The organism is Vibrio sp. 10N.247.310.23 (assembly GCF_041467155.1).
In the GTDB taxonomy this organism is placed as follows: domain Bacteria; phylum Pseudomonadota; class Gammaproteobacteria; order Enterobacterales; family Vibrionaceae; genus Vibrio; species Vibrio crassostreae_C.
In genome coordinates, this window is sequence record NZ_JBFSTZ010000022.1 from 74,394 (window position 1) to 100,980 (window position 26,587).

The following is a 26,587-nucleotide window of genomic DNA, read 5'->3' on the forward strand; positions in this document are numbered from 1 at the left end:
CCCTACAGATAAATTGGGTCAGTGGCACCGGACGCATCACCTTCGCCAAGATGCATTATCTCATCAAGACTCACGACACCTTGCAGAGCCAATTCCATCGCAGAAGCCAATAACGGTTTATAGTTTTCAGACTGTCTCGCCTTTTGAGCAAAACCTACCGCATCATTAGCTCTCAGTGCATCCATCATGTTTTGTTCTAGCTCCAACATTTCAAATACACCAATACGCCCACGGTAACCGGTTAAATTACAGTTCTGACAGCCACGGCCTTTCATAAACGGCACACCCACTTGGTTAGGGAAACGAACGCTCAGCCATTGCTTACGAGGTTCATCTAACTCATCCTCAACCTTACAATCGGTACAAACTTTGCGAACCAATCGCTGTGCAACGACCGCTCGAACAGCGCTCGCGACCAAGTAACCCGGTGCTCCCATATCCATCATGCGCAGTGCACTGTCTACCGCATCATTGGTATGGAGGGTGCTTAATACTAAGTGGCCAGTCAGCGCGGCTCTCAAGCCAATCTCAACCGTTTCGTGGTCACGCATCTCACCAATAAGAATGATATCGGGATCCTGACGCAAGAAGGTTCTTAGGACTGTAGAGAAGTCGAGATTGATCTTAGGGTTTACCTGAACTTGGTTCACACGAGGAAGACGGTATTCCACCGGATCTTCCGCGGTAATGATCTTTTTACCCGGTTCGTTGAGCTCACTTAATGCCCCATACAGGGTGGTGGTTTTACCCGAACCTGTCGGCCCAGTAACCAAGATCATACCGTGCGGGCGGCGCAGCTGTTGACGAAGACGAACCAACAGATCGCTCGGTATACCCGAGGCTTCAAGTTTACGTAGTCCTGCAGATTGGTTAAGCAGACGCATCACGACAGACTCACCGTGCTGTACCGGCATGGTCGACATACGAATATCAACCGACTGACCTTTAGCACGGATATTAAAGCGACCATCTTGAGGAAGACGTTTTTCTGAGATATCGAGGTTTGCCATCAGCTTCAAGCGCAGTACAAGTGCTGAAGCAATATTCACTTCATTCAGCAATGTTTCATGCAGCACACCATCAATACGCTGACGAAGACGCAATACGTTTGAATCTGGCTCGATATGGATATCCGAAGCACCAACCTGAATAGCATCTTCAAATAGTGAGTTGATCAGCTTAACGACGGTAACTTCATCACTGTCTTCTTCAGCGATATCGAAATCAAAAGCATCATTAACTTGGTGTTCAGCGTGAAGTTGCTCAGCAAACGAGGCAATCTCTTTGGTTCTTCGATAATAGCGATCGAAGCCATCAACCAATTGCCTTTCTTGAGCAACAACGAATTCCAGCGCGTAATCGCCGAGCTGACCAAGCAAAGACTCTTGGGCAAACAGATCCGCAGGGTCACTCATTGCAACACGCAAAGTGTCACCTTGGCGTCCAATAACCAATGCACGAAGGCGACGAGCATGTACTTCGGGTAAAAGCTGTACTGCTTCAACATCGACAACGGCTCGGCTTAAATCAATAAGAGGAATCGCTAACTGCTGCGACAAAAAGCTCAGCATTTGCTGTTCTGACAAGAAGCCAAGCTCAATTAGCGCATCACCCAGCTTACGCCCAGTACTTTTCTGAGCGGCCAGTGCTTGTTCAACTTGAGCCTCAGTGATAATGCCTTCTTCGACAAGCAAATCACCAAGTCTTTTTCTTAATCTAATTTGCATCGCCGCTCTCCTCTAAAGCATTGAGTATTTTTAACCGGTCACGCACAAAGCTTTGTGATTGAGATGAGATACCGACTCTGGTTAACGCACCTTGGTATGACGCTTTAGCAGCTGTGAAATCGAGTTGACGTTCTTGCTGAATCGCTAAGCCTAACCACCAGCGAGCATTATCTGAATCGACCTCAACCAACTTTTGGTAACTTTCCAATGCCACTTCTTCTTGCTGACTCTTTTGACTCAAGGCCGCACGCATCGCCAAATAATTTTGGGTAGGGTTCGGTGGTAAATGTATTAACGGACTTAAAGCCGCTTCTGATTGATTCGCTTTTACCAGCAGTTTTGATAACCCTAAACGCAGTTTTTCACTGTTGATGTTGAGCTTGATACCAGACTGATAAAGCTCATAGGCTTTGCGAGTATCGCCTTTACCAAAATAGAGAATCGCAAGTTTCTGACGGACATCTTCATTTCTTGGGGTATAACGCAGCGCCTCGGTATAACCTTTCAACGCACCAGTAAGATCGTTCGCATCAAGCGCTTTCTGAGCTCGACCTTGTGCATTCACAGATAGCTGTTCCGGAGTTAACTCAACCTGCTCGATCAACATTCCGCTATTTTCTGAACCACCAGAGGTTATAGGCTCATTAGAGATAGACGCAGGATCTTTTTTGGCCACACTAGCAACGTAAACTGGTTGGGGGATGTCAGTCCTAATCGTTTTAGGCGTGCTTAGAGGTTTAGCCGGTGTTTGTTGTTTTGTCGCTTTTGGGGCAGACATAACAACTGATTCGGAAACACTAGGCTTAGATTGAGCGCTTTTTGCCATCGCAGTGTTTTCTGTTGAAAGGATCGCAGAGTCTAGTGTCACCAATTTCTTAGTTGGCGATGAGATAGGTTGAGCAACTTCCTGAATGCCATTTGAATCATCAACGACAGAGACTTGAACCTGTAAATCTCGAGTTGAGATTGACTGCTCAACAATAGACTGATCAATCACAGGGCCTTGCGATATCGCCCAACCGCCCATCGCTAAGCTCAAAGTAAAACCTGCAACAACCCAAACTAGGGGGGAACGCGTTTTTACTTTAGGTACGACTGCCGCTTCAATCGAAGTCGCTGACTTTTTCTTTGCCAATTCAGACAAGGCGTTGTTAATGACGCTCATAATTAATTCCAACCCCACAGTATTGGCGTTTTAAATTTAGGCTTACACACATCGTACGTTTCATGCATAGCTGAAAAAAGATGTTGGTTGTCGATACTTTTCTTATCGTCACTGAACGAAAGCAATAGAGCCTTATGGCAAAGTTGGTTTATCAATCTAGGGATACCTAACGACGAACGACAGATCGCCTTTTTTTGATTCAAGCTGAATAACTCAGGGCTACCACCAGATTTAGCGATTCGATTATCAATATAAGCCACCGTTTCATCGAGATTCAGCGGTCTCAGTGTCGAACTAAATGTGATTCTTTGGCGAAACTGCCTTAGGTGGTACGCCTCTAATCGAGCATCCAATTCTGGCTGACCTAATAAGACAATCTGCAGCAGTTTTTTATCTTCCGTTTCAAGGTTACCAAACAACCTTAATGTTTCGAGCGCTTCATCCGATAGAGCCTGAGCTTCATCAAGAATAGCCACCACTCTTAAACCAGAATTGTGCAATTCAATGAGCTTATGCTGAATGTTATCAACCAAGGTTGCTTCATTATCGACAGCTAAACCAAGCTCTGTTGCAACCGCCTGGCGCAAGTCTGCCCCTGATAACACAGGGTTTGGTAAATAGATCAGAGCTGTACAGTAATGTAGGTGATTGACCAACATCCGGCAAACCATGGTTTTTCCAGTGCCTACCTCTCCGGTCACCTTAATCACGCCCTCGCCCATTTCCAACGCCGAGATTACCGTCTGAATCGCTTCGAAATGAGGCGCTAAACCATAGAAGAAATCGGTATTCGGCGTTAAGGTAAATGGCAGTTGTTCAAAACCAAAGTGAGCTTGATACATACGACGACCTAGCTTAGTGAGACACTGCCACTCTATATTGAGAAAGTAAGCAATTACTCTTCATCAGGGAACCACTGTTGAAGAAGATCACGTGAACGCTCCAACTCATTTTGCCAAGTATTCACACCCACGATCGTTGGCTTAAGTAAGATCACGAGCTCAGTTTTTTGCGTTAACTGATTGGTATTACGGAACAAATGACCTAAGGCTGGAATATCACCGAGGAATGGAACTTTAGAGGTCACATCACTGGTGTTGGATTTCATCAAACCACCAATAACAACCACATCGCCATCTCGAGCTCGAATCACTGAGTCAGACTCACGAATAGAGCTTTTCGCCAAAGGAAGCTGCACCACACCCGTTGTAGAACCAAGGTTGAGCTCTTTCACTTCTTCCTCGACCTCAATAACGGCTGGGTGAACATGTAAGAATACGCTACCTTTATCATCTATCTGAGGGGTCACATCTAAGGAGATACCCGAAAAGAACGGAGTTAACTCAACCTCAGGTGCGACGTTCGCGTTGTCACCACTGCCTACCGCGCTAGATAAATCCGTCACGTAGTATTCGTCAGTACCCACTTTGATAACCGCTTTCTGGTTGTTTGCAGCTGTGACTCGTGGGCTTGATAGAACGTTCAGGTCACCTTGAGTATCCATAAAGCTCAATACCGCTTCAAAACTGCCATCTGAGATCGTTACGTTGGTTTGCCCGCCTAACAAAGAGCTGATCGCATCTAATGGAGGCAAAGTTCCACCAGGTCGATCAATTACCACACCGCCGCTGCCAATCGACTTAGATAAATTAGACCAGCTAATACCTTGTTGGTAACCATCACTCAAGGTTACTTCCATGATTTTGGCTTCTAGGATAACTTGACGCTGCAGGCGTTTTTGAGAAATACCTAAGAACTCTCGAACCTCACGAATTTCGTCAGGGTAAGCACGCACTGTAATCACACTCGCTTGCGGGGTCACGACAACGCTTTGCCCATCGCCCGAGCCAATTAAGTGAGCAACCGCCGCTTCAAGCTGTGGCCAAAAATCACTTTCAGAGGTCGTTTCAATCTCTGTACCACCATTCGATGTCGAGTTTGATGAATTAGAAGAGTTAGATGAATTTGACGAGTTTGAGTTCGAGTTTGAAGAGCTCGATGAATTCGAATCTGAGTTAGAGATCGTGCCGGTGGTGATCGTCGTTAATGAGCGACCAGAACGCTTAACTTGTAAGTAATCGACAGGGATCGTTACGGTGCGAAGACCGGCAGGATAAACTTGAATCACTTTGCCACGCTTTTCAATATCGTAGCCATACATATCTTGAGCAACAGCCAGTACCTCATCTAACGTCACGTCCGTTAGATTAAGCGTAAGGTTTCCAGACACACTTGGGTGAATAGCCGCACTATATTCCGTACCTTTCACTAAGCTGGCAAAAAAAGTTCTCGCTTCAACGCCTTTTGCCTGAATACGAAAACGCTTAACCGTTTCCATCCCCGGAGACATCGAGTCAGAATTAAGCTGAGGCATAAGGTCATCTTGAACCGACGAAGGCAGCTCATGAAGCGCTCTGCTATTGGCTTCATTAATTGATTCGTTTAAAGACTCTTTAATCTCAACAGGATCTCTATGCCCCATCGAACAGCCGACTAAAGATGACACTAGGATTGCTACTACAAGTTTACGCATGTCTTCACTCTAACCTTAATTATTCTTAACATCTAAAGAGAACATCTCTAATTTCCACTGCTTAGAGCTTCTCTGCAGAGTGACGTATTCTGGATCTATGTTCTTAACTCGGTACCCTCTGATCGTTTCCCCTTGTCCGAGAATCTGACCATTCATAATCGCATAGCAAGGCGTATCTCCCTTACACACGATGCTTTCTAAAGAAGGCAAGCGATAACGAGTTGGTGCTTTCTTAGCAGGCGCCGTTTTCTGTTGAGGTGAAAGCCAGCCTAATGGCGCCGTGGGATCTTGCTCAGCCCACACAAAAGAGCTACTAAATAGCAAGGACAACAAAAGAGTTCTAACCACCGATAAACTCCTGTCTAGTACCTAATGTGTAAACCTCGAACACCAGTCGAGCTTTAGGATATTCTTCTACTGAGTATTCAAATGTGCGCCAGTAGTAACTCACAGGTAGAGACTCAAGTGCTTGAAGGTAAGCTGAGATATCAAAGTAACTGCCGGTTAGCTCCATTCTTACAGGGTGAAGAAAGTAGCCTGAATATTCGCTGGTCTCTTTATTGTTCGAAATCGCTTCTGGTTTTAATGACTCTAGCGATTCAAGCTTTAGTCCATTACCGGCGTTAAGAACGCTCTCCAGTAACTGCGACATTTGAGAAGGTGTGATTAATCCATCAACAATCTGAGAAAGCTGAAGAGAGAGATCTTGGCTCTCCACCAGCAGCTTTTTGTACTCTCGATTAATTTCTTTGTCTGGGTCTTTGTTTAACTGAGCTTGCAGAACAAGTAACTCACCTTGCTGCCTTTGATTCGATTGAGTCAGGCTGCTCGCCTTGGCATTTTTAGCTTGTAGATCGAGATACGCAGGCTCAACCAATAAGGTGAACAACAACATCGATAGGCCAACAAAACCACACACAAAAAGTAGCCATTTTTCTCTTTGACTTAATGCAAGAAACTTATCGCTCAGCTGGTTCCACTGCTGCATTATTTACTCTCCCGACGAGTACTTAGCTCAAACGTCACCACATCCTGATCATTACGGCCAATTTTTAGTTTTTCAAAAGTGCGTCCGACTAAATTAAGCTCACTTTTAAACTGACCAATCCAGTTCGGAACGACATTTGCGTTACGAGCCAAGCCACTAAGATCTAAAGTATCGTGGGTCATGTAGATGTGCGAAAGAGAAATGTCATTTCGGCCTAATTTAGCTAAGGAATTCATGACGCCAGAATACCCGACTTGTTGGGATTCGTCGTATTGTCCAACAGCCTTCAAAGCCTCTTTTTTAGCCTCAGTCTCACGTTTGAGACGCGCAACCGCCGCGACTTTCTCTGGAGACGGTTTATGCTGAGTTAACTTACTATTCAATTGGTTAACTTGCTTGTTAAGTTGATTCGAGTCTTGTTGCAGGGCTGTTAGCTCTTTATCTAGATTAGAAACTTGATACTGCATTGCGAAGTAACCACCAAGCATCAAAACACAAACTACTCCCCAGCTCGCAACAACATTGGTCAGCGTAAAATATTCTTTTTTAGGCTTAAGGTGTTCAGGGTAAAGATTGACCTTAAACGTCTCTTTTTCAGCTGCAAGTTTAAGCAACAAACTCTCTGAATTATCACGCTCACCTTCAACCAACAGTGAAACTGTCGAGCTCAATGTACTGTTTAAGGCACTTTGTAACTCTGCTTCATCTTCTTCGTCACAACAGATTTTAAGCTGGTGAAGCTGGGTGCCTTTAATTTGAGAAGAAAGGTAATCAATCGAGCGTTGAAGCTCTAAAGCGAGGCCATCTAACTGAAGAGCACTTGACGCAACACCCGTTAAAGGTGGCACAACACTGCGGATGGTTCTTTGAAAACAAACGGTATTTTCGACAAACGCACCCAATTTAAAGTGTGAATTGACGCTACGTTGTAAAAGAATGAAATTAGACAGTTCGCCTGCACTGTAACCCCAGATTTCATCTTCAGGAGCAACACCTATTAATTCAACCTGAGCCGAATTAGTGATATTCAAAAGCTTGTCCAACAGCTTTTTAGGCAGGACATATACTTGCAGCTTGTTCGACGTTGGTAACGCGACCGCACTCGCAGTAATTTCCGTGACTCTTTCTGAAACAAGATCTTTGAGTAAAAAAGGCAGTGCTACCGACCATTCACTCTCTGGAATGTCCGGTTTATCAATTTGGTAGGTTTGGTAGTAGTTAGCACAGACAATCAGTTGGACGCTATTACTGGTAAACGCCTCACTGCTAAGCGATTTTTTTAGCGCACTCTCCCAGTCCCCATTAACCACGGGAATGCTGGCTACTTGAGGATCTTGTTCTGTCGATGAAATATAAATGGCGTCATTGCCCAGCAAGACAACTTGCGAGCTACCTTTATTATTCGTTGGCTTTATTTTGTCTAAAATCGCTTTAAAATTCATTCTTAACTACTACTCTTACGCCATCGATTTCTTCGTCCAACTTTGACAACAGATTCCGCTTTCGCGGCTTTTTCTGCTTGATTAGGCAAAGGGATAATTTGTTGTTCTTCGTCGAAATATCTCCCTTGATAGCCGTTAATGCCTAACTCTATCAAGGTATTCTTTTCTTGTTTTGTCTCGACTCCAACGGCAATAACTTGAGTTGGAGAATCACCACACGCCCCAATTAAGCTTCGAACAAACAGTTGGTTCTCATGCCTTTGGTCGATTTTCTTTATTAGGCTTCGATGAAGCTTAATATAATTAACCTTCAAATCCTTTATATAGTGAGTGCTAACAATGGTTCGCCCAGCTTGGCCAACCACAACTTTACACCCTAAACCTCGCAACATCTTTGCCACCGGTCTCATATAATCAAGATGAGCAATCAAGTGCCCTTCTGGAAACTCAAACGCAAGCTGAGAGCGGTGTTGAGCAGAGAGCTGTAACAACTCACTCCTAAACCACTTAAAGTGCTGTTTATTAGCAAACGGGGTAACATTCAGATTCACTGAATAGTTGATAGGTTGAGTTGATTCTTTCAACGATTTCAACACAACCTTTAGAACCGATTGGTCCATTTGAGCTTGATAACCCACTTGCTCTACCGCAGGCATAAATCGAGACGATTTCAATAAACCTTTGTCAGGATCCTGAATTCTAGTAAATATTTCTCTATGCAATTCATTAACTTGACCAGATTCCGGCATAAGATAACACCGCTGAGCAAAGATTACTAAATTTTCAGGAAGCAGCGCTTTATCAAGTAATGTTCTCCAACGAACACTGCCTCTATCAAGCTCATTCTTATTCTCTTTCGGGTAACGGCTCCAGTTATTAATACGCTCTAACTGAGCACTCTTTAGTGCCGTTTCCGTTTCATCCATGATCTGGCTATGACGCTCACCTTCGGTATACATGGTCACACCAATATGACACCAGTTATCCGACTCTAAAGGCTCTGGCGGAGCTAGCTTATCTAACTGCCTTAAACACTGAGCAGCCAAGGTCGCAATATCTTTTGCGCCCTGATGAGGGATAAATACAGCAAAGTCCGCTTCGTAATAGCGAGAAAAAATGACATCGGGATAGCGTTGAACGATATTCGACAGTACTTCACCGACTTCAATAATAAAGCCGTCTGTGGTTTGCTTATCGTTAGCATCACTAACTTGCTCCCATTCGTCGATACGTATCAGTAACACACCGCCTCGAGCACCACTTTCATGCAGTGCCGATTCCAGCTTATTATCGAATAAAACTCGGTTTGCCGTTCCCGTGAGTTTATCTAGGAAAGTATGGGTACGAATAAAGGTATCAAAGCGACTTCGTTCTTGACGAGCATCTTGTAGCTCTTCAATCAATACATCTAAGGCTTCGCTTGCGGTATAAGGCCACTCTCGCTCATCTCCCTTTGCATGAGCTTCAACCTGACCGGCCAAGATCATTCTTCCTCGCTCTTCCAAGATTTCAGAACCCATGAGTTGTTCTTTCAACCAACGAACACCGCGAGCAAGACAGAACAGAACCAATGCGACAGCCAAAGTAATTGACCACATCGCTTCCATTGAGTAGTTGTAGCCAATATAAGGAGGAAGTGCTTTAAATTCGATTCGGTAGCCTTCATTACGCTCTAAAATGAAGCTTTTCTCATAAAGACGATTGGGATCAATTTGTGGGGAGGTATCTTTGAAACGATAAACGATGCCGGTCTTGTTCGAGAGTTTCATCTCAACAATATTGCTCGCCTGCAACATCTTAGGCATCCAACGCTGCATTGAATACGCGGCGTCAGGGTCTTCCATCTCTTTATCTACAACGTCGACAATGCCAACCAAATAATGGTCTAAATATTCCTGTCCAATACGCTTAAAGGAAAGTGTGCCACCAATAAAAAGAATGAACATCGCGCTGATCACTATCACGGTGACAAATGCGACCAATCGAGTGCTCAATTTTAGTGTCGGGGTATATCTCATGAATAACGAAATCCTTTTCAACTCACATTATACCGTATTGCTACTTATACTATAAATTGACGTTGTAAATAAAGCGTTAAGAATTGTAGGTAACAAAAAGCCGCGATGAACGCGGCTTTTTCCAATTTAATACTGTCTTTATAATATATTAAAAACAGGGACTAAAATGGGATGTCATCATCAAAATCCATTGGCGGCTCATTATATTGAGGTTGAGCCTGCTGAGGAGCTTGTTGAGGTGCTTTTGGCTGCTGTTGAGCGGGAGCACTGTATTGTTGTTGCTGTGGCTGCTGTGGCTGACCCCAACCACCTTGCTGTTGGTTGTTACCCATGCCACCTTGAGCAGGAGCACCACCTTGAGCACGGCCGCCAAGCATTTGCATTACACCATTGAAGCCTTGAACAACCACTTCAGTTGTGTAGCGATCTTGACCGCTTTGATCTTGCCATTTACGAGTTTGAAGTTGACCTTCAATGTAAACTTGAGAACCTTTACGTAGGTACTCACCAGCAACTTCCGCAAGCTTGCCAAACAGAGCAACACGGTGCCATTCTGTTTTTTCACGCTGCTCGCCAGTTGCTTTATCACGCCATGACTCTGACGTTGCAATGGTAATGTTCGCTACTGCGCCGCCATTTGGCATGTAACGAATTTCAGGGTCATTACCTAGGTTACCCACTAATATAACTTTGTTAACTCCACGGCTAGCCATGATTTGCTCCGTCTAAATTCATAGTCTCAGAAAATTTTAGCGCACAAGAATAGCATGCTTTTCTACAGTGATAAATCGCATTCCTATTCTCTCCTCACTACAAAGAATAAAAACGTAACAAATCATGATATTCAGAGCGATGTTGCTTTTTTCTCCACTTACAAACCACTCATTTACTTTGATAATTGATATTCAACGCAAGTCACTATCAAGGCGCTAGAGAAGCTAAAGCCTGCATGACAACGTGGAATCTAATCCCACTCAAACAGGACGTTTCAATGAGAAAATCAAGATACGCTCGCACTTTACACTTTCTGTGCATCGACCCAAACGATACCTATCTACATGTAAAAGAGATAGAAAAGCATTTATCTATTGTTCTCTACAAAATGACACCCGACGCATTAATGCTAGTTGATAGAAAGCAGAGTAACCGGATCTTGCTCGTCGATTACAGAGAGGTACCACAACTACTGATTATTTGTCCTAACCTGACTGTTATGTGGAAAAATCACGAAATCATTTTATTCAATGTCCCCCAGCAACTTCCAACCTCAGAGCTTCTTACCTATGGGGTACTAAAAGGACTCTTTTACAACACTGAACAAAAGGACAAGATTGCTCGTGGTCTTCAAGAAGTCATTGATGGCGATAACTGGCTGCCAAGGAAGGTAACCAATCAACTGTTGTTTTATTATCGCAATATGGTCAATACCAACACCACACCAACCAATGTTGATTTAACCATTCGTGAGATCCAGGTGATTCGCTGTCTTCAATCCGGGTCTTCAAACACACAAATCGCCGATGACTTGTTTATTAGTGAGTTCACGGTTAAATCTCACCTCTATCAAATATTCCGTAAGCTTGCGGTAAAAAATAGAGTTCAAGCGATAGCATGGGCAAACCAGAACCTGCTTGCATAATCGACCCACCTCTTAGTCTGACGATAATTTTGAGGGAAGCTCTAGTAAACCATGGCTATTGTTGCTGAATTTTCGACATAACTTATGCTAGAGTTGCCCTCAGAAATATCAACCACTCAGGTTGAATCAATAATTATTATAGATAAAGGGTCTTATCATGATCAAAAAGTGCCTTTTCCCGGCAGCTGGCTACGGTACACGTTTTTTACCTGCAACCAAGTCAATGCCTAAAGAAATGATGCCTGTAGTAAACAAGCCTCTGATTGAATACGGTGTAGAGGAAGCTATCGAAGCTGGTATGGATGGAATGTGCATCGTTACTGGTCGTGGTAAGCATTCTCTGATGGATCACTTCGATAAAAACTACGAACTCGAACATCAGATCAGCGGCACGAATAAAGAAGACCTATTGGTTAATATCCGTGAAACGATTGAAGCGGCAAACTTCACCTACATTCGTCAACGTGAGATGAAAGGCCTTGGCCATGCTATTTTAACGGGTCGCGAACTTGTAGGCGATGAACCGTTCGCAGTAGTACTTGCTGATGACCTTTGTGTGAACGAGCAACAAGGCGTGCTAGCTCAGATGGTTGCGCTATACAAACAGTTCCGCTGTTCTATTGTTGCTGTACAAGAAGTTCCAGAAGAAGAGACTCACAAGTACGGTGTTATCTCTGGCGAAATGATCAAAGATGACCTTTTCCGAGTTGATGACATGGTAGAGAAGCCAGAGCAAGGTACAGCACCAAGCAACCTAGCGATCATTGGTCGTTATATTCTGACTCCAGATATCTTTGAATTAATCGAGCAGACAGAACCAGGTAAAGGCGGCGAAATCCAGATCACTGATGCATTGCTAAAACAGGCAAAAGCAGGCTGTGTATTGGCTTACAAATTTAAAGGCCAACGTTTTGACTGTGGTAGTGTTGAAGGCTATATCGAAGCAACAAACTACTGCTTCGAAAACCTATACAAGAAAGACCAGCAGCAAATCGAGCTAGGTAAACACTCGACCAAGAAAGAAGCATAACGACTGGTTAATCACTAACGTTACTGATTTTAGAAAGGGCGACTCTTTGAGTCGCCCTTTTTGTTTACTGTTTTTTTATCCAGTAAAACTTTGCACAAATCTCACTCTATGTAATACTTTAGCCACTTAAAATTACATGGTCTATTGAGATGGATAAAATAGAAATTAGAGGCGCTCGTACGCATAACCTCAAAGACGTCAACCTAACCATTCCACGTGACAAACTGACTGTCATCACCGGATTATCGGGTTCAGGAAAGTCGTCACTTGCGTTTGACACACTCTACGCAGAAGGTCAGCGTCGTTATGTTGAATCTCTGTCTGCTTACGCTCGTCAATTTCTATCTCTTATGGAAAAGCCTGATGTCGACCATATTGAAGGTCTGTCTCCAGCTATCTCAATAGAACAAAAATCGACTTCACATAACCCTCGCTCAACCGTCGGTACCATTACCGAAGTCTATGATTACCTCAGATTATTGTATGCGCGAGTAGGCGAACCTCGCTGTCCAGACCACAACATCCCTCTAGCAGCACAAACCATCAGTCAAATGGTCGATAAGGTCTTAGAACTGCCTGAAGGCTCAAAGATGATGTTGATGGCACCGATTGTCAAAGAGCGCAAAGGTGAGCATGTTAAAACACTGGAAAACTTAGCTGCGCAAGGCTTTATCCGAGCCCGAATTGATGGTGAAACCTGTGATCTATCCGATCCACCAGCCTTAGAACTTCATAAAAAGCACACCATTGAGGTCGTCGTTGATCGATTTAAAGTACGTCCCGATCTACAGCAACGTTTGGCTGAATCGTTCGAGACCACATTAGAGCTATCTGGCGGCATCGCTGTCGTCGGTTGGATGGACGAAACGGATCAAGAAGAGATCGTATTCTCTGCTAACTTCGCTTGTCCTAAATGTGGTTACAGCATGCAAGAGCTTGAGCCTCGCCTGTTCTCATTTAATAACCCGGCAGGAGCATGTGGTACGTGTGATGGTCTTGGTGTTCAACAGTATTTTGATCCAAGCCGAGTGATTTTAGATGAGAACCTAAGCATTGCTGAAGGTGCGATAAAAGGTTGGGATCAAAAGAACTACTACTATTTCCAAATGCTAACGTCGCTGTCAGAACATTATGGTTTTGATCTGTATGCGCCATTTAATTCTCTACCGAAAAAGACTCAAGAGATCATTCTAAAAGGATCAGGTCGTACTGAAGTGGAATTCAAGTACATCAATGACCGAGGTGATATTCGGGTTAAGCGTCATCCATTTGAGGGCATTTTAAATACCTTGGAGCGCCGTTACCGTGATACTGAATCGAGCGCAGTGCGTGAAGATCTTGCTAAATACATCTCAACCAAATCGTGCTCTAGCTGTGATGGCACTCGCCTGAGATTAGAAGCTCGTAATGTTTTCATTGGTGATACAACACTTCCGGAAATCGTTGAACTTAGCATTGCTGACGCACTACAATTTTTCCAAGAATTGAAGCTAGACGGTCAACGTGGGCAGATCGCAGATAAAGTGATGAAAGAGATCAATGATCGTCTGCATTTCTTAGTCAACGTTGGTTTGAACTACCTTAACCTATCACGCAGTGCTGAAACGCTGTCTGGTGGTGAGGCGCAACGTATTCGTTTGGCGAGCCAAATCGGTGCCGGTTTAGTTGGCGTTATGTATGTACTTGATGAGCCATCAATTGGTCTCCACCAGCGCGATAATGAACGTCTATTGCAAACCTTAATTCACCTGAGAGACTTAGGTAATACGGTACTTGTTGTGGAACATGACGAAGATGCAATTCGTTGTGCTGACCATGTTATCGATATCGGTCCAGGAGCAGGGGTGCACGGTGGTCACGTGGTGGCAGAAGGTACCATGCAAGACATCATCGAAAACCCGAACTCTTTGACAGGCCAATACCTGAGCGGTGCTAAAGAAATTGCAGTGCCTGAAAAGAGAACGCCTATCGACAAGAAAAAGGTCGTCGAGATCGTTGGCGCAACGGGGAACAACCTAAAGAATGTGACCGCGACAATTCCTGTTGGCTTGTTCAGTTGTATTACGGGCGTATCAGGTTCGGGTAAATCAACGCTTATCAACGATACCTTCTTTAAAGTCGCCCACACTCAATTAAACGGTGCCACGACTGCAGTTCCAGCAAAGCACAAAAAGATTAAAGGGTTAGAACATTTTGATAAGGTAATCGACATAGATCAAAGCCCTATCGGTCGTACACCAAGATCAAACCCTGCGACCTACACAGGGATTTTCACCCCTATTCGTGAACTATTCGCGGGCACTCAGGAATCACGTTCTCGTGGTTACAAGCCAGGTCGATTCAGCTTTAACGTTCGTGGTGGTCGTTGTGAGGCTTGTCAGGGAGACGGCGTAATCAAGGTAGAGATGCACTTCTTACCCGATGTGTATGTGCCTTGTGATGTGTGTAAAGGTAAGCGTTATAACCGTGAGACTCTAGAGGTCCGCTACAAAGGTAAAACCATTGACGAAGTTCTAGAGATGACTGTGGAAGATGCTCGTGAATACTTCAACCCGGTACCTGTTATCGCTCGTAAACTGCAAACTTTAATGGACGTTGGCCTTTCCTACATTCGCTTAGGGCAAGCAGCTACAACCTTATCTGGTGGTGAAGCTCAGCGTGTTAAATTAGCGCGTGAACTGTCTAAACGAGACACGGGAAAAACCTTATACATTCTCGATGAGCCAACAACAGGCCTTCATTTCCACGATATCCAGCAGCTACTGACGGTATTACATAGACTGCGTGATCACGGTAATACAGTTGTCGTGATTGAGCACAACCTAGATGTCGTTAAAACAGCAGACTGGATCCTAGATCTTGGCCCAGAAGGTGGGCAAGGTGGTGGTGAGATTGTTGCAGAGGGTACACCTGAAGATGTGGCGTTAGTCGAAGGTTCACACACTGCTCGCTTCCTTAAGCCTATGTTAAATTTGAAGTCGGTGTAAAATAGCGCCCTGCGGGCAGACAGAAAAATGTTAAAGTAACAGAGCTTGTTTCAGAAGGAACAAGCTCTGTTTTTATAAGGTTAGGGATTTATGGCAACAATACACACTAGCGGTACTCAGCTAGAAAATCAGGTCACTCAGCTACCACTCAACAAAGCATTTCTGGCTTCTTTAGCTGTTGTATTCTTGTTAGCTATGCATTTTTTTATGCCGAATCCTGGTGGTTCGGGCCTTGCTCTATCCTTTAACCCTACCACTTGGCTAGCGCTAAGCTTCACGCTAGCGATTGGCTTTTACCAACTCGCGACCAATCGAGTACTCAAGTATTCCAAATTAACAATTGGCTTGTTGATTAGCTGCATCATACTCACGCTACCCATTTTATACAGCAATGCTGCACCTCAAGGAGCGTCAGGACGCTTGCTTGGATTGTGGGCGGGCTTTGCCTTATTTGTGGTGCTGCAGCAATTTAAGTTCAGCAATAAACACAAGCAACGTATGTTATGGTTCATTGTACTTGCTGTTGTTATACAAGCACTATTTGGCTATGTGCAATATTTCTTATTAGAACCAGGCAACCTATTTGGCTACAACACTGCTGCAAACCGACCATATGGGATATTTCAACAACCGAATGTAATGGCAAGCTTTCTTGCTACTGGTTTTATGCTGTCCGCTTACCTTTTAGCAAGGCAGCCGGCTAAATATAACCATAAGATCAGCGAATCATTCCTACTGTATTTAACTCCAACCTTAACCGTGCCCTTGCTGATCATCATTGCATCACGTACCGGATGGTTGGCCGCTGTCATTGGGTTTATCTGCATTCTGCCCTATCTATACAAGTTCTCGACCAAGAAACGCTTCTACGGATGGTGCGCATCAGTGCTCGTCGGTGTCGTCGTCGCTTTTTCGGTGATCAGCCTAAGTGCGACTGATAGCCTCGCTAGCAAGAAAGCGAACCTAGAAAGCCCGCGCGCTTATACGTTCCCGCAAGCTTTAGATATGATGATCGAAAAGCCATTTACAGGTTATGGTTACGGGAAATTTGAGTCTGAATACACGCTATATACAGCTCGCCAACATCAACTCAACTCGAACTATCATCCAGGTCTTCCTTCAATGGATCACCCGCACAATGAGTTCCTGTTTTGGGGAGTTGAAGGGGGGATTGTACCAATCATCGGAATCTTGATTGCTGCAATATTGGTGATGTCACGCATAACAAGTTCAGCAAAGGGAACACGTCTAGCCCTGCTCGCGTTATTTATCCCAATCCTTTTGCACTCTCAACTTGAGTATCCTTTTTACCACTCGGCGATTCACTGGATAACATTCATTATATTGATTTACTGGGTAGATCAGCGCTCTTCCCGACATTATCAACAGTCGTTCAGTATCATCAGCAAGACCCTATTTAGAGTGTTGAGCTTAGTGCTCCCTATTTTGGTCAGTTTTTATATGTTGAGCGCCCTGCACACCAACTATGTACTGACTAAGTTTGAACTGTCTAAGCCGAAAAATCCGGACATTCTTAAGCAGGTAACGAACCCAGTGGTGTGGAAAGATCGCTACGATTGGGATATATACAGCACTTACCTTAATATCGGCCTCTACAAAGCCGACCCGAGCCTTATACAGCCTTACATCGATTGGTCACTGGAGATCATAAAGAGTAAACCAAGACCGGCTTTCTACAGCAATCTGATTCTGGCGTATCAAGGCCTAGGAGAAGAAAGTAAAGCAGAGCAAATTCGTAGCGAAGCGAACTTTTTATTCCCTAACAGAGACTTTTCAAAGGTTCAGTATAAGAAAGTGTCACAAGCAGAAGATAACGTTTCGTCTGCAGAATAATGTTAAGAATTCGCAACGCAAGCTTCACTTAGTAGGCAGTAGGAGCTTGGGGTAGATACAAAAAAGCGCACGATCTCTCGTGCGCTTTTCTTTTTAATTTCAGTTCATGCAGCTACTTCAAAACATCTTTTAGCGCTTTTAGGCACAACGCGACATTCTCTTTACGAGCACCGTAACCCATTAGGCCGATACGCCATGCCTTACCAGCCAAAGAGCCAAGCCCAGCACCGATTTCAAGATTATATTCTTCTAAAAGCTGCGTTCTGATCTTAGCCTCATCAATTCCTTCTGGGAAATAAAGTGCATTAAGCTGCGGCAGGCGGCTCTCTTCATCAACCACAAACTTTAACCCTAGAGCTTCTACGCCTTCTTTAAGCTCTTGGTGCATCGCATGATGACGAGACCACGCATTATCTAAGCCTTCATTTTTCAACAAAACCAGCGACTCATGCAGAGCATAAAGGCTGTTCACGGGTGCGGTATGGTGGTAGCTACGCTTACCTTCTCCACTCCAGTAACCTAATACTAAACTTTGATCCAAAAACCAGCTTTGCACTGGTGCTTTACGGGCTTTCATTTTATCAACCGCACGCTGAGAGAAAGTCACTGGAGATAGCCCTGGCACACAAGACAGACACTTTTGGCTGCCAGAATAAACCGCATCAAGCTGCCACTCATCAACCAGCAATGGCACACCACCTAATGATGTCACTGCATCAACAATCGTTAACGCATCAAACTGACGAGCGACAGCAGAGATAGCTTGAGCATCAGATAACGCTCCGGTTGATGTCTCTGCATGCACAAATGCAACAGCAACGGCATCGGGGTTTTCTGCCAATGCTTGTTCTACCTTTTCAACTGAAACGGGCTTGCCCCATTCGTCATCAACAAGGATGGCTTCGCCACCACAACGCACCACGTTTTCTCGCATACGCTCACCGAAGACACCATTACGACAAACAATCACCTTTTCACCAGGCTCAATCAAGTTAACAAAACAGGTCTCCATACCTGCACTGCCCGGTGCAGAAACGGCAATCGTAAATTCGTTTTCAGTCTGAAAAGCGTATTTAAGAAGTTGTTTAAGCTCATCCATCATCGCAATAAACAGCGGATCTAGGTGACCTATGGTTGGACGGCTCAAAGCCTGTAGCACTTGAGGTGAGATATCAGAAGGACCAGGCCCCATTAACGTTCGGTGTGGTGGATAAAAGCTATCGATAGCAGTAGTGAGTGTGAAATTAGACATGTACATCCCTTACGTTAATGTTGTGAACAATCCACCCTAAAGCAAATTGATTACCTCAGCAATTAGCCATAAGTATTGAGGTCAAACCACTGTCACATAATTGTTAAAATTATTTTTCAATTATCTCAAGTTACGGATTGACATTGTTACCACAAAAACGTTCAATGAAACGGCTATCTAGCAGAAGAGGAGCACTGCCCAGGCAGATGTTTTGTGGAACCGCATTTCCAATACAAAACATTTATGGGGAGCAGTGCCGAGATAATAAAAGGATGCAGGACCTTTATTATCGGTTGAGCGGGCTGAATCCCGTCAACTGTCGCCATTTCTATATGGTGAAGAGCTTCTGAGGTTACTATTCTAATAATTCCTCTCTTTTTGCTCTAAAACTCTCTTCGAAAAACATCGGACGTTGGATTACCCAACCGTAATTTTATTTTAGGAAGTCGTGGGAGATATATCGTGAGTGCATCTAATGTAGCTGGTTCTTTTAATGTCGCTAAGTTTGGTGGAACAAGTGTTGCCAACTTTGAAGCAATGAGCCGTTGTGCTGCCATTATTGAAAACAACTCAAACACGAAACTGGTCGTGAGTAGTGCATGCTCTGGTGTCACTAACTTGCTGGTTGAACTAGCAAATGGTGTTCAAGACAAAGCTCGTCGTCAGGAACTAATGGCGCAATTAGCGGACATTCACAACGCAATTCTTGACCAACTCGCAGATCCAATCAGCATCGAAAAAGAAGTCCACAGCATTCTTGATGACATTGCGAGCGCTGCAGAGGCCGCATCATTCCAAACAAGTACTAAACTGACGGATCACCTTGTCGCATGTGGCGAGTTGATGTCGACACACATCTTGGCTCAGATCATCTCTGAACGAGGCACTCCTGCTGTTCGCTTTGATATCAGAGAAGTGATGCGCACTAATGATGATTTTGGTAAAGCCGAACCTCAACTAGAAGATATTGCCGCTCTAGCGCAACAGAAACTTATTCCACTTTGCCAACAACAAGTTGTCGTTACACAAGGTTTTATCGGTGCTGATAGCGAAGGCAACACCACGACTTTAGGCCGCGGTGGCAGTGATTACTCAGCAGCATTGATTGCCGAATCTGTAAAGGCGATTGGTCTAGAAATCTGGACGGATGTTCCGGGTATTTACACCACTGACCCTCGTATTGCACCTAAAGCTTCTCCTATCCCAGAGATCAGCTTTAGTGAAGCATCGGAAATGGCAAACTTTGGTGCGAAGATCTTGCACCCATCAACTCTAGTACCTGCACTACGCCACCAAATACCGGTATTTGTCGGCTCTTCTAAAGCGCCAGAGCTCGGTGGAACTTGGATTCGCCAAGAAGTTGAGAGCTCTCCTCTATTTAGAGCGCTTGCCCTACGCTGCAACCAAACCATGGTTACGCTACGTAGCGCTAATATGTTCCATGCCTATGGCTTTTTGGCAAAGGTATTCGAGATCCTTGCTAAACATAAGATCTCGGTCGATCTTATCACCACTTCAGAGATCAGTGTTTCACTAACACTCGATCAAACCGATACCTCTGGTGGTGCTCCTGAGTTACCTGAAGCCGCTCGCCTTGAGCTTGAAGAGTTGTGTTCCGTGGATATTGAGCACGACCTATGCCTTGTTGCACTGATTGGTAACAACATGAGTGAAAGCAAAGGCTATGCGAAGCAGGTATTCGGCACTCTTGAAGATTTCAACCTACGCATGATTTGTTACGGAGCAAGCCCACACAACCTGTGTTTCTTGCTAGATGAATCTGTTTCTAAGTTGGCGATTCAAAAACTGCACCAAGAATTGTTTGAGTAAAAATGCGTTTATCACCAACAGATAAATAACTAAATCTCAGATACAAAAAGGGTTGCGATTAAGCAACCCTTTCTCTTTTTTACTATACGAATCAAAGCTCGTCGTAGATTCAAACTAGTTAATGTTTGGACCTAACCACTTCTCAGCTTCCAACATATCCCAGCCCTTACGATCAGCATAGCTTTCTACTTGATCCTGTTGAATCTGTGCAATCGCAAAATATCGCGAATCAGGATGAGAGAAGTACATACCCGACACTGAGGCACCTGGCCACATTGCGTAACTCGTGGTTAGTGACATGTCGATGGCTTTTTCAACGTCCATCAACTCCCACAACGTGCCTTTCTCTGTATGTTCTGGGCAAGCAGGGTAACCCGGAGCTGGACGAATACCTTGGTACTTCTCTCGAATCAAATCGTCGTTAGACAAATCCTCATCAGGCGAGTAACCCCAAATGTCCTTTCTCACTTCTTTGTGTAAATATTCTGCAAACGCTTCAGCCAAACGGTCCGCAACCGCCTGAATCATAATCGCATTGTAATCATCACCATTAGCTTTATATTCATCAGCAAGCTCTCGCTCACCAATACCGCCAGTAACCGCAAAGCCACCAATCCAGTCAGCTTTACCGCTTTCTTTTGGCGCAATGTAATCAGACAAACAGTAGTTAAAGCCTTTTGGTTTCTCTGTTTGTTGACGAAGATTGTGTAGAACTTTTAGAACTTCGGTACGAGATTCATCGGTATACACCTCAATATCATCACCAACACTGTTCGCTGGGAACATGGCACACATACCACGCGCTTCAAGCAGCTTCTCTTTCTCTACGCGATCCAGTAAATCATTAGCATCTTTGAATAAACGTTTTGCCTCTTCACCCACTTCTTCATGATCAAGGATTGCAGGGTATTTACCAACCAATGACCATGTCATAAAGAATGGAGTCCAATCGATGTACTGACGCAAAGTTGCCACATCAAAATCATTGAAGATGTGAACTCCCGGCTTAGCGGGTGCCGGTGGCGTATACGCATCCCAATCGATAGCAACTTTATTGGCACGAGCTCTTTCAAGCGTGACAGGCTTGGTACGAGGCTTCTTACGATTGTGCTGATCTCGAACGCGATCGTAATCGATATCCAGCTTCTCAACGAAAGCGGGTTTCAATTCATCAGAAAGTAGTGAGGTACAAACACCCACTGCACGCGAGGCATTATTTACGTATACAACAGGTTCTGAATAATTCTGCTCAATCTTAACTGCTGTGTGAGCTTTAGATGTGGTTGCACCGCCAATCAGAAGAGGCAGCTTGAAACCCTGTCTCTCCATTTCTTTAGCAACATGTACCATTTCATCAAGAGACGGTGTAATCAGCCCAGACAGGCCAATAATGTCGACATTCTCTTCTTTCGCTACCTTGAGAATCTTCTCGCAAGAAACCATCACACCTAAGTCGATAATTTCGTAGTTATTACACTGTAAAACCACACCAACGATATTTTTACCGATATCGTGAACGTCACCTTTAACGGTCGCTAACAAAATCTTACCGTTAGTTGCGCCCACTTCTTTGGATGCATTAATGAATGGTTCTAAATGGGCAACCGCCTGTTTCATCACACGCGCAGACTTTACAACCTGTGGTAAGAACATCTTACCTTCACCAAACAGGTCACCAACAACGTTCATTCCGTCCATTAGAGGACCTTCAATCACTTCAATAGGACGAGAGGCATTAACACGAGCTTCTTCGGTATCTTCAACAATAAAGTCGGTGATACCTTTTACCAAAGAGTGCTCCAAACGCTTCTCTACAGGCCAAGTTCGCCACTCTAATGCAGATTTATCTTCAACCTTACCAACAGCACGCTCTAGGTATTCGGTCGCCATATCCAGCAATCTTTCAGTCGAATCATCACGACGGTTTAGTACGACATCTTCAACAGCATCACGCAGATCTTCTGGAACATTATCGTAAATTTCCAACTGACCAGCGTTTACAATGCCCATATCCATACCGTTTTTAAAACAGTGATATAGGAATACCGCGTGAATAGCCTCACGGACGTAGTTATTACCACGGAATGAGAATGAAACATTCGACACACCGCCAGAGATCATCGCATGCGGGAGATCGCGTTTGATGTCTCCTACTGCTTCAATGAAATCAACCGCATAGTTATTATGCTCATCGATACCAGTAGCCACTGCGAAAATATTCGGGTCAAAAATAATATCTTCTGGTGGGAAACCGACTTCATCAACAAGAATGTTGTAGGCATTGGTACAGATTTCGACTTTACGCTCTCGAGTATCAGCCTGCCCGACTTCATCAAACGCCATCACGATGACAGCAGCACCATAACGACGAACTAATTTGGCTTGCTCAACAAACTTCTCTTTGCCTTCTTTTAGAGAGATTGAGTTAACGATGCCTTTGCCTTGAATACACTTTAGGCCAGCTTCGATAACTTCCCACTTAGAAGAATCGACCATAACAGGTACTTTCGAGATTTCAGGTTCTGAAGCACATAGATTCAGGAATTTAACCATACACGCCTCGGCGTCTAGCATCCCTTCATCCATGTTGATATCGATAATCTGAGCGCCATTTTCGACTTGCTCGCGAGCAACACTCAATGCTTCGTCGTAAAGCTCTTCTTTGATCAAACGCTTGAAACGCGCAGAACCAGTGACATTGGTCCGCTCACCTACATTCACGAACAAAGATTCTTTAGCTATCGTCAGTGGCTCTAGTCCCGAAAGACGACAAGAAACTGGTAAGTCTGGCAATTGACGCGGCGTTACACCTTCAACGGCCTCAGCCATTTCACGGATATGCTCTGGAGTAGTACCACAACACCCACCAATTAGGTTCAAGAAGCCACTTTCAGCCCACTCTTTAACATGTTCAGCCATATCCTCAGGAGAAAGGTCATACTCGCCAAATGCATTAGGCAAACCCGCATTAGGGTGAGCAGAAACATTGCACTCTGAGATACGAGACATCTCACCGACATACTCACGCAGTTCATCAGGGCCCAATGCACAGTTCAATCCAAATGAGATTGGTTTTACATGACGAAGGGCGTTGTAGAATGCTTCTGTCGTCTGTCCTGAAAGGGTACGACCTGATGCGTCAGTGATGGTACCGGAAATCATCACTGGAAGAGCAATACCCACCTCTTCAAAAACAGATTCAACGGCAAAGGCACACGCTTTCGCGTTTAACGTATCAAAGATAGTTTCAATAAGAATTAAATCTGAACCGCCCTTAATGAGCGCGCGAGTCGATTCAGAATAGGCTTCAACCAGTTCGTCAAAGCTAACATTACGGTAACCTGGATCGTTTACATCAGGCGAGATAGAACAAGTTCGGTTGGTAGGGCCTAATACACCCGCGACGAAGCGAGGTTTATCTGGGGTCTTTGCAGTCCATTCATCAGCTGCTTCACGAGCAAGCTTGGCAGCAGCAAAGTTAATCTCTTCACTAAGGCTTTCCATATCATAGTCGGCCATAGCGATGGTTGTAGCGTTAAAGGTATTGGTTTCGAGGATGTCAGCCCCAGCTTCCAAATACTCCATATGGATATCTTTGATAAGTTTAGGCTGTGTAAGAACTAAAAGGTCATTGTTGCCCTTCAAGTCACTGTGCCAATCAGCAAAGCGTTCACCACGATAGTCTTGCTCTTCCAATTTATAATCCTGAATCATGGTGCCCATGCCACCATCAATCAGTAAAATTCGTTGCTTCAACAGAGCGTCAACCTTTTGCCTTACATTACTTCCCACGGTACAACCTCATTCCTTTAATTATCCCTCCATCCTATCACACATTAAAAAGGAGTCTAGACGTCTAAAAAAGGAAATTGATTACTGAGTCATGACAAAAAAATGTTTGCTATTTGAGCATGAGACAACGAAAATTCATATTCATACTTTGTTACATGTTGGAATCCCAATGTCGGTCTATTACACCTTATGCTTCTTGTCCGCTGCAGCCATGCTTATTGCTTTCGTGAATACAAAAATTGGTAAAATGCAGACAACCATCGCCATTACAGCTGGCTCAATGATGTTATCTCTATTAATTATCATTGCGGGACAAAACAATTGGTTCCAATTGGCTGACATCGCCTCAGAAACCGTTGCCAGTATCAATTTTGAAGATTTCCTTCTAAAAGGGATATTAGGATTCTTACTATTTGCAGGCGGTTTGGGAATCAAATTACCAAACCTAAAAGACCAGAAATGGGAAATAACAGTACTCGCGTTAGGTGCTACGCTGTTTTCAACATTCTTTATCGGTTTTGTGCTGTACGGGTTTTGCCAGTTCATCGGTATTCAATTTGATCTGATTTACTGCCTACTCTTTGGCTCGCTAATCTCTCCAACCGATCCCATCGCCGTGCTAGCAATAGTAAAGAAACTCGACGCTCCCAGAAGAATCTCTACTCAAATCGAGGGAGAATCTCTATTCAACGATGGTTTTGGCTTAGTTATCTTCGTAACCCTATTTACTATCGCATTCGGCACAGAAGCGCCAACCGTCGGTAGTGTGACCATGCTATTCGTTCAAGAGGCGATTGGCGGCATTGTCTATGGTTTTGTTTTAGGTCTTGTATTCCACTACCTAATCAGCAATACAGATGACCACTCGATGGAGTTACTATTAACCATCGGCATCCCAACTGCTGGTTATGCGTTTGCTGAAGTTCTACATGTATCAGGCCCATTAGCGATGGTGGTCTCAGGTATCATGATTGGTAACTGGACTCGCTTTATCGGATTCTCAAAAGAGAGTGAAGATCACTTAGATCATTTCTGGGAATTGATAGATGAATTCTTAAACGGCGTATTATTCCTACTAATTGGTATGTCGATGCTGTTATTCAAATTCCACCAAGAAGATTGGATCTTAATGGCTTTCGCAGTCCCTCTAGTATTGAGTGCACGTTACTTGAGTGTTTTCTTGTCTTACATCGGATTTAAACGCTTTAGAACTTACAACCCGTGGTCGATTAAGATTCTAACTTGGGGTGGTTTACGCGGTGGCTTAGCACTAGCCATGGCACTTTCAATCCCTTCAGGTATCTGGGTAATTGAAGACAAAGCAATCGATGTTAAAGAGATAATCCTTGTCATGACATACGCCGTTGTTGTGTTCTCTATTCTAGTTCAAGGCTCAACAATCACTCCTATGATAGAGAAAGCAAAACAAGCAGAGAAAGAGCTAGATTAACACCTAGATAGATCAACCAAAGCCGCCTACTTTAGGTGGCCTTTTTTATACCCAATGAAAGTCAAACTCACCAATTCCCATACTGGAGCTATCGCTGAAAGATATGCGTGGAACATAGATCTCATATCGATATTTGATACCGCTAATATTTGAGTAATCGAAAGCCTTAATGTGGGTATCCAGAACTCTTTAAGTAGGTTAAGTCATACAGAGAACTCGTTCTTGTGCGCACTCGCTAGTCTACCCAATAACCCACTCTCAAGTTATATAAGCTTCAATCGAAAGGCTTCACCTTTCACCTGGAAACAAAAATAACGGGACTCAACGTCTCGCTAGAATAGCGTTAGTTATTAACAGGACTACGGAGCTAGATGAGTGGTGAACAGAAAGCTTTAGCTTTGAACTAAGTCATTAAATACAGCAAGGCTGCACTAAATCAGTGTTCGATAGAGATAGCTAAAGGAACACATGGTACTTCAAGTGATACTTGTAAAAATGACAGGAATAAAAAGCGCTAGCATTTCTGCCGAGACGTGCAGACTAGAGTCTTAAATATGGCAAGGCTGGAATGAGTAGGTACTCCGGAGATTCGAGCACGCAGGTGAGCTAGGAGCGCCTAGTTATCCCAACATTACTTCGTAGAAGCAGCAGATACAAAAAAGCCCCAGTATTTCTGCTGAGGCTTAGTATATGGAAAGGTTGGAGGTTTAGACTCCCAACACGCGCTGTTTTGGTAAGTAGGAGAATCCGCGGCTTTGCTAATGGCGTATATTATACCAATCCGGAAAATTAACTGATCAGGTCAATCCAATCTCTTGTACACATTTTTGTGACGCGATCTTTGCACTCAAGAAATCCATTCCAAGCGCTACAGACCTTC

At 44.1% G+C, this 26,587-nt stretch carries 17 protein-coding genes and 1 riboswitch; of the genes, 6 read left to right on the top strand and 11 right to left on the bottom strand.

Annotated elements, in window-relative coordinates; all coding sequences use genetic code 11:
• Nucleotides 1–2 precede the first annotated feature (2 nt).
• From AB6D93_RS16780 to AB6D93_RS16820, 9 genes are all read right to left on the bottom strand, one after another.
• Nucleotides 3–1,727 (bottom strand): GspE/PulE family protein, encoded by a 1,725-nt coding sequence (locus AB6D93_RS16780; RefSeq protein ID WP_102332737.1) that lies wholly within the window; start codon nt 1,725–1,727, stop codon nt 3–5.
• The gene (locus tag AB6D93_RS16785; protein WP_017071536.1) at nt 1,717–2,892 is read right to left on the bottom strand and encodes a lipopolysaccharide assembly protein LapB; all 1,176 of its coding nucleotides are present in this window, start codon (nt 2,890–2,892) and stop codon (nt 1,717–1,719) included. The genes AB6D93_RS16780 and AB6D93_RS16785 overlap by 11 nt, the downstream gene beginning before the upstream one ends.
• Before the next feature lie 2 nt (nt 2,893–2,894).
• The gene (locus tag AB6D93_RS16790; protein ID WP_102332736.1) at nt 2,895–3,734 is read right to left on the bottom strand and encodes an ExeA family protein; all 840 of its coding nucleotides are present in this window, start codon (nt 3,732–3,734) and stop codon (nt 2,895–2,897) included.
• A 53-nt stretch (nt 3,735–3,787) separates the two neighbouring features.
• Nucleotides 3,788–5,425, bottom strand: coding sequence for a pilus (MSHA type) biogenesis protein MshL (gene mshL, locus AB6D93_RS16795; RefSeq protein ID WP_017065932.1), 1,638 nt, complete (start codon nt 5,423–5,425; stop codon nt 3,788–3,790).
• A gap of 15 nt (nt 5,426–5,440) precedes the next feature.
• Nucleotides 5,441–5,773 (bottom strand): hypothetical protein, encoded by a 333-nt coding sequence (locus AB6D93_RS16800; protein ID WP_017061346.1) that lies wholly within the window; start codon nt 5,771–5,773, stop codon nt 5,441–5,443.
• On the bottom strand, nt 5,766–6,413 hold the full coding sequence (pilO, locus tag AB6D93_RS16805; protein WP_017061345.1) for a type 4a pilus biogenesis protein PilO: 648 nt from the start codon (nt 6,411–6,413) through the stop codon (nt 5,766–5,768). The genes AB6D93_RS16800 and pilO overlap by 8 nt, the downstream gene beginning before the upstream one ends.
• Nucleotides 6,413–7,855, bottom strand: a complete 1,443-nt coding sequence (locus AB6D93_RS16810) for an MSHA biogenesis protein MshI (protein ID WP_017065934.1) — start codon at nt 7,853–7,855, stop codon at nt 6,413–6,415. Before AB6D93_RS16810 ends, pilO begins: the two co-directional genes overlap by 1 nt.
• 2 nt (nt 7,856–7,857) lie before the next feature.
• Nucleotides 7,858–9,873, bottom strand: coding sequence for an RNase E specificity factor CsrD (gene csrD, locus AB6D93_RS16815; RefSeq protein ID WP_102332735.1), 2,016 nt, complete (start codon nt 9,871–9,873; stop codon nt 7,858–7,860).
• A 161-nt stretch (nt 9,874–10,034) separates the two neighbouring features.
• Nucleotides 10,035–10,586, bottom strand: a complete 552-nt coding sequence (locus AB6D93_RS16820) for a single-stranded DNA-binding protein (protein WP_017062970.1) — start codon at nt 10,584–10,586, stop codon at nt 10,035–10,037.
• Between the two features lie 278 nt (nt 10,587–10,864).
• Here AB6D93_RS16820 and AB6D93_RS16825 point away from each other — a divergent pair, with 278 nt between their 5' ends.
• The 4 genes from AB6D93_RS16825 (at nt 10,865) to AB6D93_RS16840 (ending at nt 17,383) form a co-directional block, all read left to right on the top strand.
• Nucleotides 10,865–11,512 carry a LuxR C-terminal-related transcriptional regulator gene (locus tag AB6D93_RS16825; protein ID WP_102332790.1) on the top strand — a complete coding sequence of 216 codons (648 nt, stop codon included), beginning with the start codon at nt 10,865–10,867 and terminating at the stop codon, nt 11,510–11,512.
• Between the two features lie 157 nt (nt 11,513–11,669).
• On the top strand, nt 11,670–12,542 hold the full coding sequence (gene galU / locus AB6D93_RS16830) for a UTP--glucose-1-phosphate uridylyltransferase GalU (protein ID WP_048618119.1): 873 nt from the start codon (nt 11,670–11,672) through the stop codon (nt 12,540–12,542).
• Between the two features lie 149 nt (nt 12,543–12,691).
• A complete protein-coding gene (gene uvrA, locus AB6D93_RS16835) occupies nt 12,692–15,529 on the top strand; it encodes an excinuclease ABC subunit UvrA (RefSeq protein WP_017062972.1) in 2,838 nt (945 codons plus the stop codon).
• A 90-nt stretch (nt 15,530–15,619) separates the two neighbouring features.
• Entirely contained in the window at nt 15,620–17,383 is a 1,764-nt protein-coding gene (locus AB6D93_RS16840; protein WP_102332734.1) for a PglL family O-oligosaccharyltransferase, read from the top strand.
• Nucleotides 17,384–17,495: 112 nt separating this feature from the next.
• Here AB6D93_RS16840 and AB6D93_RS16845 read toward each other — a convergent pair whose 3' ends face one another.
• Nucleotides 17,496–18,635: an alanine--glyoxylate aminotransferase family protein gene (locus tag AB6D93_RS16845; RefSeq protein ID WP_102332733.1), complete on the bottom strand. Its 1,140-nt coding sequence runs from the start codon at nt 18,633–18,635 to the stop codon at nt 17,496–17,498.
• Nucleotides 18,636–18,811: 176 nt separating this feature from the next.
• Nucleotides 18,812–18,989: riboswitch (Lysine riboswitch) on the top strand.
• 108 nt (nt 18,990–19,097) lie between these two features.
• Here AB6D93_RS16845 and lysC point away from each other — a divergent pair.
• Nucleotides 19,098–20,465 (top strand): lysine-sensitive aspartokinase 3, encoded by a 1,368-nt coding sequence (gene lysC / locus AB6D93_RS16850; RefSeq protein ID WP_102332732.1) that lies wholly within the window; start codon nt 19,098–19,100, stop codon nt 20,463–20,465.
• A 114-nt stretch (nt 20,466–20,579) separates the two neighbouring features.
• Here lysC and metH read toward each other — a convergent pair whose 3' ends face one another.
• Complete coding sequence (gene metH, locus AB6D93_RS16855) at nt 20,580–24,257, bottom strand: methionine synthase (protein ID WP_102332731.1); 3,678 nt, start codon at nt 24,255–24,257, stop codon at nt 20,580–20,582.
• A 169-nt stretch (nt 24,258–24,426) separates the two neighbouring features.
• Here metH and AB6D93_RS16860 point away from each other — a divergent pair, with 169 nt between their 5' ends.
• Nucleotides 24,427–25,707, top strand: a complete 1,281-nt coding sequence (locus AB6D93_RS16860; RefSeq protein WP_017061334.1) for a sodium:proton antiporter — start codon at nt 24,427–24,429, stop codon at nt 25,705–25,707.
• The last annotated feature ends 880 nt before the right edge of the window (nt 25,708–26,587 follow it).